Origin of the sequence: Parerythrobacter lutipelagi, assembly GCF_005434975.1 — a bacterium.
Lineage (GTDB): Bacteria > Pseudomonadota > Alphaproteobacteria > Sphingomonadales > Sphingomonadaceae > Parerythrobacter_A > Parerythrobacter_A lutipelagi.
This window is the reverse complement of the sequence record NZ_SKCJ01000002.1, coordinates 523461-538095: the sequence shown is the minus strand read 5'-3', so window position 1 is coordinate 538095 and position 14635 is coordinate 523461. Positions and strand designations below refer to the sequence as shown.

General features: G+C 59.0%; 25 protein-coding genes. All 25 read right to left on the bottom strand.

Annotation, left to right across the window (positions count from 1 at the left end):
* Nucleotides 1–22 precede the first annotated feature (22 nt).
* The 25 genes from E0502_RS10955 to tuf all read right to left on the bottom strand — a co-directional run bounded on the left by E0502_RS10955 (nt 23) and on the right by tuf (nt 14549).
* Complete coding sequence (locus E0502_RS10955) at nt 23–730, bottom strand: SRPBCC family protein (RefSeq protein ID WP_137678041.1); 708 nt, start codon at nt 728–730, stop codon at nt 23–25.
* 62 nt (nt 731–792) lie between these two features.
* On the bottom strand, nt 793–1440 hold the full coding sequence (locus E0502_RS10950; protein WP_137678040.1) for an adenylate kinase: 648 nt from the start codon (nt 1438–1440) through the stop codon (nt 793–795).
* Between the two features lie 32 nt (nt 1441–1472).
* A complete protein-coding gene (gene secY / locus E0502_RS10945; RefSeq protein ID WP_137678039.1) occupies nt 1473–2837 on the bottom strand; it encodes a preprotein translocase subunit SecY in 1365 nt (454 codons plus the stop codon).
* 105 nt (nt 2838–2942) lie between these two features.
* A complete protein-coding gene (gene rplO, locus E0502_RS10940; RefSeq protein WP_137678038.1) occupies nt 2943–3467 on the bottom strand; it encodes a 50S ribosomal protein L15 in 525 nt (174 codons plus the stop codon).
* 87 nt (nt 3468–3554) lie between these two features.
* Nucleotides 3555–3740 carry a 50S ribosomal protein L30 gene (rpmD, locus tag E0502_RS10935; RefSeq protein ID WP_137678037.1) on the bottom strand — a complete coding sequence of 62 codons (186 nt, stop codon included), beginning with the start codon at nt 3738–3740 and terminating at the stop codon, nt 3555–3557.
* Between the two features lie 6 nt (nt 3741–3746).
* On the bottom strand, nt 3747–4469 hold the full coding sequence (gene rpsE, locus E0502_RS10930) for a 30S ribosomal protein S5 (RefSeq protein WP_137678785.1): 723 nt from the start codon (nt 4467–4469) through the stop codon (nt 3747–3749).
* 228 nt (nt 4470–4697) lie between these two features.
* Complete coding sequence (gene rplR / locus E0502_RS10925; protein ID WP_137678036.1) at nt 4698–5042, bottom strand: 50S ribosomal protein L18; 345 nt, start codon at nt 5040–5042, stop codon at nt 4698–4700.
* A gap of 1 nt (nt 5043) precedes the next feature.
* Nucleotides 5044–5577, bottom strand: a complete 534-nt coding sequence (gene rplF / locus E0502_RS10920) for a 50S ribosomal protein L6 (RefSeq protein WP_137678035.1) — start codon at nt 5575–5577, stop codon at nt 5044–5046.
* Complete coding sequence (gene rpsH, locus E0502_RS10915; RefSeq protein ID WP_137678034.1) at nt 5577–5972, bottom strand: 30S ribosomal protein S8; 396 nt, start codon at nt 5970–5972, stop codon at nt 5577–5579. Before rpsH ends, rplF begins: the two co-directional genes overlap by 1 nt.
* 11 nt (nt 5973–5983) lie before the next feature.
* The gene (rpsN, locus tag E0502_RS10910; RefSeq protein WP_137678033.1) at nt 5984–6289 is read right to left on the bottom strand and encodes a 30S ribosomal protein S14; all 306 of its coding nucleotides are present in this window, start codon (nt 6287–6289) and stop codon (nt 5984–5986) included.
* Nucleotides 6290–6317: 28 nt separating this feature from the next.
* A complete protein-coding gene (gene rplE / locus E0502_RS10905; RefSeq protein WP_137678032.1) occupies nt 6318–6896 on the bottom strand; it encodes a 50S ribosomal protein L5 in 579 nt (192 codons plus the stop codon).
* The gene (rplX, locus tag E0502_RS10900; RefSeq protein WP_137678031.1) at nt 6889–7209 is read right to left on the bottom strand and encodes a 50S ribosomal protein L24; all 321 of its coding nucleotides are present in this window, start codon (nt 7207–7209) and stop codon (nt 6889–6891) included. The genes rplE and rplX overlap by 8 nt, the downstream gene beginning before the upstream one ends.
* Complete coding sequence (gene rplN / locus E0502_RS10895; protein ID WP_128892966.1) at nt 7209–7577, bottom strand: 50S ribosomal protein L14; 369 nt, start codon at nt 7575–7577, stop codon at nt 7209–7211. Before rplN ends, rplX begins: the two co-directional genes overlap by 1 nt.
* Nucleotides 7578–7648: 71 nt before the next feature.
* Complete coding sequence (gene rpsQ / locus E0502_RS10890) at nt 7649–7945, bottom strand: 30S ribosomal protein S17 (RefSeq protein WP_137678030.1); 297 nt, start codon at nt 7943–7945, stop codon at nt 7649–7651.
* A 10-nt stretch (nt 7946–7955) separates the two neighbouring features.
* A complete protein-coding gene (rpmC, locus tag E0502_RS10885) occupies nt 7956–8174 on the bottom strand; it encodes a 50S ribosomal protein L29 (protein WP_137678029.1) in 219 nt (72 codons plus the stop codon).
* Nucleotides 8175–8177: 3 nt separating this feature from the next.
* Nucleotides 8178–8609: a 50S ribosomal protein L16 gene (gene rplP / locus E0502_RS10880; protein ID WP_137678028.1), complete on the bottom strand. Its 432-nt coding sequence runs from the start codon at nt 8607–8609 to the stop codon at nt 8178–8180.
* 20 nt (nt 8610–8629) lie between these two features.
* Nucleotides 8630–9325: a 30S ribosomal protein S3 gene (gene rpsC, locus E0502_RS10875; RefSeq protein WP_137678027.1), complete on the bottom strand. Its 696-nt coding sequence runs from the start codon at nt 9323–9325 to the stop codon at nt 8630–8632.
* A 1-nt stretch (nt 9326) separates the two neighbouring features.
* A complete protein-coding gene (gene rplV, locus E0502_RS10870) occupies nt 9327–9704 on the bottom strand; it encodes a 50S ribosomal protein L22 (RefSeq protein ID WP_137678026.1) in 378 nt (125 codons plus the stop codon).
* Complete coding sequence (rpsS, locus tag E0502_RS10865) at nt 9704–9979, bottom strand: 30S ribosomal protein S19 (RefSeq protein ID WP_137678025.1); 276 nt, start codon at nt 9977–9979, stop codon at nt 9704–9706. Before rpsS ends, rplV begins: the two co-directional genes overlap by 1 nt.
* 6 nt (nt 9980–9985) lie before the next feature.
* Nucleotides 9986–10822, bottom strand: a complete 837-nt coding sequence (gene rplB / locus E0502_RS10860; RefSeq protein ID WP_137678024.1) for a 50S ribosomal protein L2 — start codon at nt 10820–10822, stop codon at nt 9986–9988.
* Nucleotides 10823–10837: 15 nt separating this feature from the next.
* On the bottom strand, nt 10838–11146 hold the full coding sequence (locus E0502_RS10855; protein ID WP_137678023.1) for a 50S ribosomal protein L23: 309 nt from the start codon (nt 11144–11146) through the stop codon (nt 10838–10840).
* Entirely contained in the window at nt 11139–11774 is a 636-nt protein-coding gene (rplD, locus tag E0502_RS10850) for a 50S ribosomal protein L4 (protein ID WP_137678022.1), read from the bottom strand. The genes E0502_RS10855 and rplD overlap by 8 nt, the downstream gene beginning before the upstream one ends.
* Nucleotides 11775–11776: 2 nt before the next feature.
* The gene (gene rplC / locus E0502_RS10845; protein ID WP_137678021.1) at nt 11777–12634 is read right to left on the bottom strand and encodes a 50S ribosomal protein L3; all 858 of its coding nucleotides are present in this window, start codon (nt 12632–12634) and stop codon (nt 11777–11779) included.
* A 281-nt stretch (nt 12635–12915) separates the two neighbouring features.
* Nucleotides 12916–13227, bottom strand: coding sequence for a 30S ribosomal protein S10 (rpsJ, locus tag E0502_RS10840; RefSeq protein WP_061924928.1), 312 nt, complete (start codon nt 13225–13227; stop codon nt 12916–12918).
* A 146-nt stretch (nt 13228–13373) separates the two neighbouring features.
* Nucleotides 13374–14549: an elongation factor Tu gene (gene tuf, locus E0502_RS10835; RefSeq protein WP_137678020.1), complete on the bottom strand. Its 1176-nt coding sequence runs from the start codon at nt 14547–14549 to the stop codon at nt 13374–13376.
* Between the last annotated feature and the right edge of the window lie 86 nt (nt 14550–14635).

Below are 14635 nucleotides of genomic sequence, written 5' to 3'. Positions count from 1 at the left end.
CCTTGTTTCTGCGGCGGGTCGGTTACTCGATTTCGCCGAAGGCCTCGTCAACCGATATACGTTCCGGCGCTTCCTCAACGGCCGTTTCCCCATCGGAAGCGTCCCCGTCGGAGGCATCACCCGCATCGCTTTCCTCAGATGCCTCGTCTTCAGCGGGGTCTTCGTCAGGCGCAGGCGCATCAACGCGGCCAAGAGTTTCCGCCAAATTGTCGAGCTGCTGGGTCATCACTCCGTCCACCGCCTTGGCAATGACCGGAGTCTCGAACCGCATGAACCCGCCCACGACATATTCGAAAACGATCAGCGTGCCTTCGTCAGTCTCGGACAACGCAATCGTCAGCACGCCATCGACCGGCTCGCTCTGCAGCGGGCCGAGCCCGCCCCGCATCCGCAGCACCCGGTCCGGCGCGGCATTCAGCACAACCATGTGCTGCACACTGCCATCAAGTCCGATGCGCTTGTCACCGTCTTCACCGGGAATACGTTCGCAGAAGCATCCACCCCCTTGCGGGGTCAGCATCATGTTTTCGGATTCGCCCGACCAGGTGTGTGCCGAATCCCACCATTCCCCTGGTGCGATCAGTTTGAGCCATGCCGTGCGAACATCTGCTTCAACCACGGCGCTGTCGCGCGTTACGAACGCGCCGTTGCCCTGGCTGACGACCTCCGCCTGCACAGGCATGGCAAAAGCAGCGGCCGCAAGTGACGCACCAAAGGCGAATTTTTTCATGGAGTACCCTTTCATATCGCGCTCCTATCCCATGGACCGGAGCGCTTGAAAAGGGTCAGCACTCAGGACGCGAGGATTGCGTTGAGCGCCTGCGTGACCTGGCTGATCGATGCCATTCCGTCGACCCGGGTGACAATGCCCCGGGCATCGTAGATCGGCAGGATCGGCGCCGTCTTGGCACGGTATTCTGCCATCCGGTTGCGCACCGTGTCTTCATTGTCATCAGGCCGGCGCTTGAATTCGGTCGAACCGCAGGCATCGCAGACGCCCTCAACCTTGGGCGGGTTGGCCGTATCATGATACAGCGCGCCACAACTGGCACAGGAAAAACGCCCGGTGATCCGTTCGACCAGCGCGTCTTCGTTAACTTCCAGCTCGATCACATGGTCCAGCTTGCGACCATGCTGTTCGAGAATTTCATCGAGCGAGGTGGCTTGCGCCTCGGTCCGCGGATAGCCATCGAAGATCACGCCGGTATCGTCGCTCATGGCAGCGAGTTCATCGCTGATCAGGCTCGAAACGATCTCGTCGGAAACCAGATCGCCGCGCTCCATCACCGCCTTGGCTTCAAGCCCGACAGGAGTCTGCGCCTTGACCGCCGCGCGCAGCATGTCGCCGGTTGAAAGCTGTCGCATCTTGTGATTTTCGACGAGGTTTGCCGATTGTGTGCCTTTCCCGGCACCCGGCGGACCCAACAGGATGATATTCACAAGCTTTGCCCCCTTGGAACGGCGTTGCGCGCTTAGCGCATCCGGCCTTTCAGCTTCGCTTTCTTGATCAGGTCACCATACTGATGTGCCAGCAAATGCGACTGGATCTGGCTGATCGTGTCAACAGTCACATTCACCACAATCAGCAAGCTGGTGCCGCCAAGGAAGATCGGAATGTTCATCTGGCCGATCATGTATTCGGGCAGGATACAAACGACTGTCAGGTAAATTGCGCCGACAACAGTGATGCGAGTCAGGACATAATCCAGGTACTCGGCAGTCCGGTTACCCGGACGGATGCCCGGGATGAAGCCGCCGTTCTTTTTCAGGTTCTCGGCCGTGTCTTCTGGATTGAACACAACCGCGGTGTAGAAGAAGCAGAAGAAGATGATCCCTGCCGCATACAGCGCGAGATAAAGCGGCTGGCCCTGACCGAGATACTGCAGCGTCTGCTGCAGGAACGCGCCGCCGCCGCTTTCCGTATCGATCGAATTGCCGGCAAACTGGGTAATGGTCAGCGGCAGCAACAGCAACGAGCTGGCGAAAATCGGCGGGATGACGCCCGCGGTGTTCAGTTTGAGCGGCAGATGCGACCGGTCGGCCTGCATCATGCCCCGTGCACTGGCGCGCTTGGGATACTGGATCAGCAGTCGCCGCTGTGCGCGTTCGAAGAAGCAGATCACCAGAATCAGCGCGATAACCATCAGCACAAACAGCGCGACGATGCCGCCACCCAGTTCGCCGCCGCGGGACTGGCCAAAAATGTTCGCAGCGAAAGTCGGGAATTGCGCAACAATACCGGCCATAATGATAAGCGATACGCCATTGCCGATACCGCGGCTGGTGATCTGTTCACCGAGCCACAGCAGGAACATCGTACCGCCGATGAGGCTGATAACTACGCCGATGCGGAACATATAGCCCGGATCGACCACCGCCTGGAGACCGTTCGATGCTGCAAAGCTTTCCAGACCTGCGGCCAGGAACCAGCCCTGAATCGCGCACAGAAACACAGTGCCGTAGCGGGTATACTGATTAAGCTTCTGGCGCCCGCTTGCCCCTTCTTTCTTCAGCGCGGCCAGCGTCGGGTGAAGCGACGCGGCGAGCTGAATGACAATCGATGCCGTAATATATGGCATCACGCCAAGCGCGATCAGGCTCATACGCTCCAGGCTGCCGCCGGTGAACGTGTTGAACATATCGAGAATAGTGCCGCTCGTCTGAGCACTCAGCGCCTGAAGCGCCCGCGCATCGACGCCGGGGAGCGGAATGAAGCTGAGAAAGCGGAATACGACCAGCGCACCGATCGTGAACCAGATCCGGTTCTTGAGCTCGGTCGCTTTCGAGAAGTTTGCAAAGCTCAGATTGCTTGCAATGTTATCGGCGCGTGTTGCCATGAGAGCGTCTTGAATCCTGCTTTTGCGCCGGACCCTCCCGGCTCAGGAAGGATAGATAGGGAGCGGATCGTCCGATGTCGAACCCCCGCTCCCCGATTATGTCGATTAGTTTGCCTTGGCAGCCTTGTTTGCTTCGGCGCGCTTGGCTTTCTTCTCGTGCTCAGGAGCACCGCGATCGATCACTTCGACCGAACCGCCAGCCTTTTCGACTGCTGCAACAGCGCCCTTGGAGGCACCAGCAACGACGAATTTGGCCTTTGCCTTGATCTCGCCCTTGCCGAGGAGACGGACGCCGTCCTTGCCGCCTTTGGCAAGACCGGCTGCCTTCAGCGCAGCGTGATCGATGTCCTTCTTGGCATCGAGCTTCTTGGCGTCGATGAACTTCTGGACCATGCCCAGGTTCACTTCAGCATAGTCCTTGCCAAACGGATTGTTGAAGCCGCGCTTCGGCAGGCGCATGTGAAGCGGCATCTGGCCGCCTTCGAAGCCCTTGATGGCGACGCCTTCGCGGCTCTTCTGGCCCTTCTGACCACGCGCGGCAGTCTTGCCCTTGCCCGAGCCGATACCACGGCCCACGCGCATGCGCTCTTTGCGGGCGCCTTCGTTGTCTTTGATTTCGTTGAGTTTCATGTCTGCACTCGCTTTCGCTTTTGTTCGCGCTGAATAGGAAATGGCCCGGTACAGGACCGGGCCACCCAATTCAATGATTGAGAATGATCAGTCGACCACCGTAACGAGATGCGGGATCTTGGCGATCGCGCCGCGAACTTCAGGGGTATCCTGACGCTCGACAACTTTGTGCATCTTGTTGAGCCCAAGACCGATGAGGATCTTGCGCTGGCTCTCCGGACGGCGGATCGGCGAACCGATCTGCTTGATCTTGACGGTCTTCTTGTCGGCCATCGTGCCTTACTCCGTTACAGCTGCGGCGTCGGCTTGAGCCTCTGCCTCGCTTGCGCCACCGCGACCAAGCAGGTCTGCGACCTTCTTGCCGCGACGCTGAGCGACCGACTTCGGCGAAGTCTGGTTCACTAGCGCGTCGAAAGTGGCGCGGATCATGTTGTAGGGGTTCGAAGTGCCGACCGACTTGGTCACCACATCGGCCACGCCGAGGCTTTCAAACACAGCACGCATCGGACCACCGGCGATGATACCGGTACCCGGAGGCGCGGTGCGGATGGTGACCTTGCCAGCGCCGAAACGGCCCTTGGCATCGTGATGCAATGTGCGGCCTTCCTTGAGCGGAACGCGAACCATTTTCTTGCGTGCAGCAGCGGTTGCCTTGGTAATGGCTTCCGGCACTTCGCGTGCCTTGCCCTTGCCGAAACCGACGCGGCCCGAGCCGTCACCCACGACGACCAGCGCTGCGAAACCGAATCGCTTACCGCCCTTCACCGTTTTCGAAACGCGGTTGATGTGGACCAGCTTCTCGATGATGCCATCATCTTCTTCCTGGCGACCACCGCGGCGGTTATTGTCACGTCCGCCACGACCACGGCCACCGCCGCCACCGCCACGGTTGTTGTCGCGGCCGCCACGGCCACCGCGCGCATTCTGCTGTTCGCGCGGCTTGCCTTCGGCACCCTGCGCAGGCGACTGGTTGGCTGCAGCTTCCGACGGTGTGTCGGCGATAGCAGGCTCTTCCTTGGTCACCGCATGCTCGGTTTCCGCTTCGACAACGCCTGCATCGGCCTTAGCCTTTGCAACTTCCGGCGTCTCAGCCACGGCCGGTGCTTCTTCAGCCGGCTTTTCTTCGGCCTTCGCCTCGGCCTTGGTTTCTTCCGCCTTGGTCTCTTCGACCTTCGCGTCTTCTACCTTGGCGTCTTCAGGCGTCGTTTCGGTTTTTTTGTCAGCCATCGATCAGAACTCCAGCCCGCCTTCGCGGGCGGCATCGGCCAGCGCCTTGACGCGGCCATGGAACAGGAACCCGCCGCGATCGAACACGACAGTGGTTACGCCGGCCTTCTTGGCTGCGGCTGCGATATCCTTGCCCACCTTGGCAGCGGCATCGACGTTTCCGCCGGTGCTTTTGCCACCCAGGGTCGACGCAGCGGCCAGCGTACGGCCTGCCTTGTCGTCGATGATCTGAGCATAGATGTGCTGGCCGGTGCGATGCACCGACAGACGCGGTTTGCCACCGGCACGAGCGCGCAGTGCCGTGCGCACACGGCGTCGGCGACGTTCAAAGAGAGAAAGCTTTGCCATCTTACTTCTTCTTCCCTTCCTTGCGGAAGACATACTCGCCGCGATACTTGATACCCTTGCCCTTGTAAGGCTCAGGCTTGCGCCAGCGGCGGACTTCTGCGGCAAACTGGCCAACGGCCTGCTTGTCGATGCCCGAAATTTCGACAGTCGTCTGGTCCGGAGTTTTCACTTCGAGACCTTCTGGAACATCGAGGTCGACGTCATGGCTGAAACCGAGCTGAAGCTTGAGCTTCTTGCCCTGTGCCTGCGCACGATAACCCACACCGGTAATCTCGAGGACCTTGGAATAGCCTTCGGTTACGCCTTCCACGAGGTTGGACACCAGCGTACGCTGCATGCCCCAGAAATCGCGGCTGCGACGGGTGTCGTTGGCCGGCTTGACGGTGATTTCCTCACCTTCAACCGAATATTCGATCTCGTCGACGAGGCCCATTGTAAGAGTGCCCTTGGGGCCCTTTACAGTCAGCACACCGTCTTCGATGTCGGCAGTTACCCCGCTAGGGATCGCTACCGGCTTTTTGCCAATGCGGCTCATCAGAAAACCTCCGCGAGCACTTCGCCGCCGACATTCTCAATGCGCGCTTCGGCATCCGAAAGCACACCCTTGGGCGTCGAGACGATGGTGATGCCAAGGCCGTTGCGCACGATCGGCAGTTCTTTCGAACCCGAATAGACGCGCCGGCCAGGCTTGGAGACGCGAGCGACATGCTTGATAGCAGGTTCGCCCTCGAAATATTTCAGTTCGATCCGCAGCGCAGCATGTTTGCCTGAAGCGTCTTCGCTATAGCCACGGATGTAGCCTTCGCGCTGAAGCACTTCGAGAACATTGGCACGCAGTTTGGAAGCGGGAGAAAGGACGGAATCCTTCTTCGCACGCTGACCGTTGCGGATGCGGGTGAGCATATCACCCACGGGATCAGTCATAGCCATCTATCGATTCCTCACCAGCTCGACTTGGTCAGGCCCGGAATCAGGCCCTTGTTGCCAAGGTTGCGCAGTTCGATGCGGTTGATACCGAACTTGCGATAGTAGCCGCGCGGGCGGCCGGTGGTCGAGCAACGGTTGCGCACCCGGGTCGGGTTCGCGTTGCGCGGGATTTCAGCCATCTTCAGGCGGGCGATGAGACGTTCGCTTTCGTCGAGCGAAGTGTCATCGGCAATTGCCTTCAGCTTGGCGTATTTCGCCGCATATTTCTTGACGAGAGCTTTGCGCTTCTCGTTCTTGTTGATGGAACTCAGTTTCGCCATTGGACTTAAGCTCTCTTCCTGCAGCGGCTCACGCCGCTTCCTTTTCTGCGGCTTCTTCAGCCGGGAACGGGAAACCGAACAGGCGCAGCAATTCGCGTGCTTCCTCATCGGTCTTCGCGGTGGTGGTGACGATGATGTCCATGCCACGCACCTGGTCGATCTTGTCGTAGCTGATCTCTGGAAAGATGATCTGCTCTTTAAGACCCATTGCGTAATTGCCACGACCGTCGAACGATTTCGGGTTCACACCACGAAAGTCACGGATACGCGGCATAGCGACGGTCACCAGACGATCGAGAAATTCGAACATGCGATCACGGCGCAAGGTAACCTTGCAACCAATCGGCATGCCTTCGCGCAGCTTGAACTGAGCGATCGACTTCTTCGCTTTGGTGACAACCGGCTTCTGGCCGGCGATCAGCGCCATTTCTTCAGCGGCAACCTGAACCTTTTTCTTGTCCTGGCTGGCTTCACCAACACCCATGTTGAGCGTGATCTTTTCCAGCTTCGGGACTTCAAGACGGTTCTTGTAGCCGAACTTCTCTGTCATCGCCTTGACGACCTGATCGTCATAGCGCTGCTTCATGCGGGGCGTGTAATCAGCCATCAATGGTCTCCCCACTCTTCACGGCGATACGGACCTTCTTGCCGTCCTTGTCCTCGAAACGGACCCGGGTCGGCTTTCCGTCCTTGGGATCGGCCACAGCGACTTTCGCGAGATGCATCGGCGCTTCGAAGCGATCGATACCACCTTGCGGGTCGGCCTGGCTCGGCTTGCGGTGACGGGTTGCAACATTCATGCCTTCAACCACGACCTTGCCTTCTTTCGGAAGAACCTTGGTCACGGTACCGGTCTTGCCCTTGTCCTTGCCGGACAGGACAACAACGCTGTCACCCTTCTTGATCTTTGCGGACGCCATCACAGCACCTCCGGAGCAAGCGAAATGATTTTCATGAAGCCGCGGCCACGCAGTTCACGAACCACTGGGCCAAAGATACGAGTGCCGATCGGCTCTTCGCTCTTGTTGACCAGCACGGCTGCGTTGCTGTCGAAACGGATCACGCTGCCATCGGGACGGCGAACGTCCTTCTTGGTGCGCACGATCACTGCACGGTGAACGTCGCCTTTTTTGACGCGCGCACGCGGCTGGGCTTCCTTGACGGAAACCACGATCACGTCGCCGACGGACGCAGTACGGCGCTTTGAGCCACCCAGTACTTTAATGCACTGGACGCGCTTTGCGCCGCTGTTGTCCGCGACGTCGAGATTGGATTGCATCTGGATCATAGATCCGGTTCCTTCTCATTGGCTTGCCGGGACGCCCCACTCTCAGGGGCCCGGCAGTTCCTACGTCTAATTCAGTTACCCGGGGTGGCAGCTTCGACTTCGAGGTCGGCTTCGACAGCCACACCCTTCGATGCCTGAACCCGGTCGATGACGGCCCATGTCTTGGTCTTGGAGATCGGTTTGGTCTCCTCGATGCGGACGGTGTCGCCAATCGTGTATTCGTTCTTCTCGTCGTGGGCGTGATACTTCTTCGAACGACGGATGATCTTCGCGTAGAGCGGGTGCTTCACCTTGCGTTCGACCTTCACGGTCACGGTTTTGTCGGTCTTGTCGGAGGTGACGGTCCCGATCAGGATACGTTTGGGCATCGTATGCTCCTTAAGCCGCAGTGTTCTTGGGCGCGGACGCTGCAGCGCGTTCGGTCTGCAAAGTCTTGATCTGCGCAATCATGCGGCGGACATGCTTGATCCGTGCCGGGGCTTCCAACTGATTGGTTGCCGCCTGAAAACGGAGGTTGAACTGCTCGCGCTTCAACTCGGTGAGCTGCTCGTCGAGCTGATCATCGCTCTTAGTACGAAGGTCTTCGATCTTGGACATCTATCAACCCTCCAGGTGCGAGGTGTCGCCAAAGCGGGCAACGACCTTCGTCTTGATGGGAAGCTTCATGGCCGCGCGCTCGAAAGCGGCTGCAGCCACTGGGCCGGGAACGCCGTCCAGTTCGAACAGGATGCGGCCGGGCTTGACCCGTGCAGCCCAATATTCGACCGAGCCTTTGCCTTTACCCTGACGGACTTCGGCAGGCTTCTTCGACACTGGAACATCGGGGAACACGCGGATCCAGAGACGCCCCTGGCGCTTCATGTGACGCGTGATTGCACGACGCGCAGCTTCGATCTGGCGCGCGGTAACCCGCTCAGGCTCAAGAGCCTTGAGACCGTAGGAGCCGAAGTTCAGCGTGGTGCCGCCCTTCGCGTCGCCCTTGATCCGGCCTTTGAAAGCCTTGCGGTACTTGGTTTTTTTCGGTTGCAGCATTTTCTCTACCTATCCTGCAATCAGCGAGCCGGCCGGACGCCGGAAGTCTGAGCTTCCATCATCAAGCGGTCCTGAGCGGTCGGGTCGTGAGCGAGGATTTCACCTTTGAAGATCCAGCACTTGATACCGATGATGCCGTATGCGGTCAGCGCTTCGGCTTCGGCATAGTCAACATTGGCGCGCAGCGTGTGAAGTGGAACGCGGCCTTCGCGATACCATTCGACGCGAGCGATTTCAGCACCGCCGAGACGGCCACCACAAACGATCTTGATCCCTTCCGCGCCAAGGCGGAGAGCGGACTGAACGGCGCGCTTCATGGCACGACGGAAAGCCACGCGGCGGATCAACTGATCGGCGATACCCTGAGCGACGAGCTTCGCATCGATTTCCGGCTTGCGGATTTCAACGATGTTCAGCTTCACTTCGCTGTCGGTCATCGAAGCCAGCTTCGTGCGAAGCTTCTCGATATCCGCGCCCTTCTTGCCGATGATGACACCGGGACGCGCAGCATAGATCGAAACCCGGCACAGCTTGGCCGGACGCTCGATCACAACCTTGGAAATCGCGGCCTGTGGCAGCGAGTCCATGATATGCTTGCGGATCTTGATATCTTCGCTGAGCAGCGCGGCGTAGTTACGCCCTTCAGCGTACCACCGGCTATCCCAGGTGCGGTTGATCTGCAGGCGCAGACCGATCGGATTGCTCTTCTGGCCCATCTTACGCCTCTTCCTGCTCGCGAACCACGATCCGCAGCCGGCTAAACGGCTTGAGGATACGGGTCGACTTGCCGCGACCGCGCACGTGGAAACGCTTCATGGTGATCGCCTTGCCGACGGATGCCTCGGCAACCACCAGCGCATCGACGTCAAGATCGTGATTGTTTTCCGCATTGGCGATTGCCGAAGCAAGCACCTTGCTGGCGTCGCGCGCCATCGCCTTCTTGGAGAAGGAGAGGATGTTCAAGGCCTCTTCGGCCTTCTTGCCGCGGATCAGCTCAGCGACGAGGTTCAGCTTCTGGGCCGAACCACGGATCGTGGTGCCGACAGCCAGTGCCTCGTTATCGCCAACACGGCGGGGGGATTTTGCCTTGCCCATTAGCGCTTGCCCTTCTTGTCGGCGATATGCCCGTTGAACGTGCGCGTAGGCGCAAATTCACCGAGCTTGTGGCCGACCATCTCTTCCGAAACGGAGACGGGAATAAACTTGTGCCCGTTGTAGACGTTGAACGTCAGACCAACGAACTGCGGGAGGATCGTCGAACGACGCGACCAGGTCTTGATCGGCTTGCTGCTGCTTGCCTCCTGCGCGGATTCTGCCTTCTTGAGAAGGCTGAGCTCGACGAACGGACCTTTCCAGACGGAACGTGCCATGTCCGATTACCTCTTCTTCTTGGAATGACGCGAACGGATAATCATCTTGTCCGTCTGCTTGTTCTTGCGAGTGCGGGCACCCTTGGTCGGCTTGCCCCACGGGGTAACCGGATGACGGCCGCCCGAGGTCTTGCCTTCACCACCGCCGTGCGGGTGATCGACCGGGTTCTTGGCGACGCCACGGGTGAGCGGCTTGATGCCCATCCAGCGGCGACGGCCGGCCTTGCCCAGATTCTGGTTCTGGTTGTCGGGGTTCGACACCGCACCGACCGTACCCATGCAGTCAGAGCGCAGATAGCGCTGCTCACCGCTATTGAGACGCACGATGACCATTCCGCGGTCACGTCCGACGAGCTGAACGTAGGCACCTGCCGAACGGGCAATCTGCCCGCCCTTGCCTGGCTTCATCTCGACATTGTGACAGATCGTGCCGACCGGCATCTGACCCAGCAACATCGCGTTGCCCGGCTTGGTATCGGTCTTTTCGCCTGCAATGACCTTGTCACCAACCGCAAGACGCTGCGGCGCAATGATATAGGCCATTTCATCGTCGGCATATTTGATGAGCGCGATGAAAGCGGTGCGGTTCGGATCATATTCGATCCGCTCGACTGTGCCTTCGACGTCCCACTTGCGACGCTTGAAGTCGATAAAGCGATACTTCTGCTTATGACCGCCGCCGATACCACGCGAAGTGATATGGCCCTTATTGTTGCGGCCACCCGTCTTGCGCTTGCCTTCCGTCAGCGACTTGACCGGCTTGCCTTTGTACAGGCCGGACTTGTCAACGAGGATGAGGCCGCGGCGCGCCGGGCTTGTCGGTTTGTAATTCTTGAGTGCCATGATCTATTCCTGCCCTCAGAGACCGCTGGTGACGTCGATGGAGTCACCCTCGGCCAGCGTAACCACAGCCTTTTTCAGGTCGTTCCGCTTGTAAGGACGACCCTTCCAGCGCTTGGTCTTGCCTTTGACATTGATCGTGTTCACGCCGGTGACCTTCACGCTGAAAAGCGCCTCGACCGCTTCCTTGATCTGCGGCTTGGTCGCATCGTTCGACACTTTGAATACAACGGCGTTGTGTTCCGACGCCAATGTTGCCTTCTCAGTGATGTGCGGTGCGAGGATCACGTCGTAATGACGGGCGTCGATTTCCTGCTTTTTAGCCATTGAAACGGGCCTCCAGCTTTTCGACCGCGTCCTTGGTGAGGACCAGCGTGTCGTGCTTCAGGATGTCGTATACGTTGGCACCCATCGCCGGCATCACGTTGATGCCCGGAAGGTTGCTCGATGCATTCTTGAAGCCTTCATTGACGGCATCGCCATCGATGAAGAGAACCTTGCCGCTCCAGCCCGCTTTGTCGAAGTGACCCTTGAGGGCCTTCGTCTTGGCGTCCTTGAGATCGAGGCTATCGACAACCACGAGGCCGTCTTTCGCCTTGCTCGACAGAGCCATCTTCAGGCCAAGCGTGCGGATCTTCTTGTTGAGCGACGGCTCGAAGTCACGCTTGCGAGCACCATGCGCCTTACCGCCGCCGATGAAGATCGGAGCGCCGCGGTCGCCATGACGTGCGCCACCCGATCCCTTTTGGCGGCCGAACTTCTTGCCGGTGCGGTTGACGTCGGCACGCTCACGGGTCGGACGAGCCGTGCCGCGACGCTTCTCGAGCTGCCAGGTGACAACACGGTGCAGGATGTCTGCGCGTGGCTCGACACCGAACACAGCATCATTGAGGTCGATTTCGCCCCCAGCGCCGCTGACGGCCTTACCGTCGATTTTCTGGACCTTGACCTTCACGATCAGGACTCCTCGTTCTTGGCATTGGAGCCGGCTTCTGGGGTTCCGCTTTCGGTACCCACACCCGAGTCCTGCTGCTGAGCCAGCTTTTCCTGCTGTTCAGCAGAAACTTCTGTGCCGACTTCGTGCTCTGCTGCGCTTTCGATCAGGCCCGCATCGGCATCTTCCGATTTGAACTCGTCTTCGTTGCGGCGCATCGCACCGGGAAACGGCAGATCGCCATGCTTCACTTTCACCGAGTCACGGACAACCAACCAGCCATTCTTATGGCCCGGCACCGAACCCTTAACGAAAATGAGCCCGCGGTCCGCATCTGTGCGAACTACTTCGAGGTTCTGCTGGGTACGCTGGCGGTCACCCATGTGACCGGCCATTTTCTTACCCTTGAACACCTTGCCCGGATCCTGGTTCTGACCAGTCGAACCGTGCGAGCGGTGGCTGATCGAAACGCCGTGCGATGCGCGCAAGCCGCCGAAGCCCCAGCGCTTCATCGCACCGGCAAAACCCTTACCCTGGGTGTGCCCGGTAATATCGACCTTCTGGCCGGCAACAAAATGCTCTGCCGAAATGCGCGCGCCGACGGGAAGAAAACCTTCTTCGTCGTCGAGGCGGAATTCCGCCACACGCATCTTAAGCGGCACTTCCGCTTTCGCGAAATGCTCGCGCTGCGGCTTGTTGACATTTTTCTGTTTCGCCACGCCGGAACCGACCTGCAGAGCGAAGTAACCATCGCGGTCTGCGGTGCGGTGTGACACGACCTGACAATCTTCCAGAGCAAGGACAGTCACGGGAACGTGACGTCCATCCTCCTGAAACAGGCGGGTCATCCCGACTTTTTTCGCGATCACGCCAGTGCGCATCGTCAAAACTCCTAACACAGAGGCACAACGGGCCCATCCCGAGGTGCTTGCCAGCCCAGTTTGTGATGCGTCGCCCCGTCCGGGCTGAGTGCTCGTACAGCCAGGATGGCTGCTTGAGCGAGACGGAGGACGCAGACCCGGCCAAATCTCTTGCGAGAGATGTCCGGCGGTATCCCTATGTCTTGCCGAACGCTGGATTTCTCTGGCGAACAGCGGGGCCTAGGAGCCCCGAAATTTGCGACCGGTTTAAAGTCCGGGTCACGGACCGAAAATCAATCGCCTTAAGCGAGCTTGATTTCAACGTTTACGCCAGCAGCAAGGTCCAGCTTCATCAAAGCGTCGACTGTCTGAGCGTTCGGCTGCACAATGTCGAGCAACCGCTTGTAGGTGCGCACTTCGAACTGCTCGCGCGACTTCTTGTCGATGTGCGGACCGCGGTTCACGGTGAACTTCTCGATCCTCGTCGGCATCGGAATGGGACCCCGGATGAGCGCGCCAGTGCGGCGGGCCGTTTCTGCGATTTCGCCAGTTGCCTGGTCGAGAACGCGGTGGTCGAACGCCTTGAGGCGTATGCGAATGTTCTGGGCTTCCATGTCCGTGTACCGATGAGAAAGAGCAAACAAAAATCAGCCGCCCCGCCCCCTCCCGTCTCCGAGGGAGAGCGGGGCTGCTGACCGAATTTTTATCCGAAGCGAGTCCGGCCAAGGAGACGAATCCCCTTTGCTTGGCCGGCTCTATATTACTTCGTGATCTTGCTGACAACCCCTGAACCGACGGTACGACCGCCTTCACGGATTGCGAAACGAAGACCTTCGTCCATAGCGATCGGAGCGATCAGCTTAACGTTGATCGTCACGTTGTCGCCCGGCATGACCATTTCCGTGCCCTCGGGGAGGATCACTTCACCGGTCACGTCGGTGGTGCGGAAGTAGAACTGCGGGCGGTAGTTGGCGAAGAACGGCGTATGACGGCCCCCTTCGTCCTTCGACAGCACGTAGACTTCTGCACTGAATTCAGTGTGCGGCGTAACCGAACCCGGCTTGGCGAGAACCTGGCCACGCTCGACTTCTTCACGACCAACACCGCGAATCAGGGCACCGACATTGTCACCGGCTTCGCCGCGATCGAGCAGCTTGCGGAACATTTCAACGCCAGTCACGGTCGTCTTGCTGGTGTCCTTGATGCCGACGATTTCGACTTCGTCACCAACATTCACAACGCCGGTTTCAATACGGCCGGTCACAACCGTACCGCGACCGGAGATCGAGAACACGTCCTCGATCGGCATCAGGAAGTCCCTGTCGATCGGACGCTCAGGCTGCGGGATGTAGCTGTCGACAGCGTCCATCAGTTCCTTGATCGAGTTTTCACCGATTTCAGGATCGCGACCCTCGAGAGCGGCCAGAGCCGAACCCTTGACGATTGGAATGTTGTCGCCGTCGAAGTCATAATCGCTCAACAGTTCGCGAACTTCGAGTTCGACGAGCTCAAGCAGTTCCTCGTCGTCAACCTGGTCAACCTTGTTCAGGTAGACCACCAGCTGCGGAACGCCAACCTGACGGGCAAGCAGAATGTGCTCACGAGTCTGGGGCATCGGGCCGTCAGCTGCGTTCACAACCAGAATAGCGCCGTCCATCTGGGCAGCACCGGTGATCATGTTCTTCACATAGTCGGCGTGACCCGGGCAATCGACGTGCGCATAGTGACGTGCGTCGGTTTCATATTCAACGTGAGCCGTTGAAATGGTGATGCCACGCTCGCGCTCTTCCGGAGCTTTGTCGATGTTAGCGAAATCGACAGCCGAACCCTGCACCTTGGTGATAGCCGCAGTCAGCGTGGTCTTGCCGTGGTCGACGTGACCGATGGTGCCGATGTTGCAGTGCGGCTTTGTCCGCTCGAATTTTTCCTTAGCCATTTCTCAAAAAACCTCTGAGTTGAAATTGAATCCCTGCGGGAGGTTAGGCGGCACCCGCTGAATCAGGCGCCGCCCCTAAACGCATC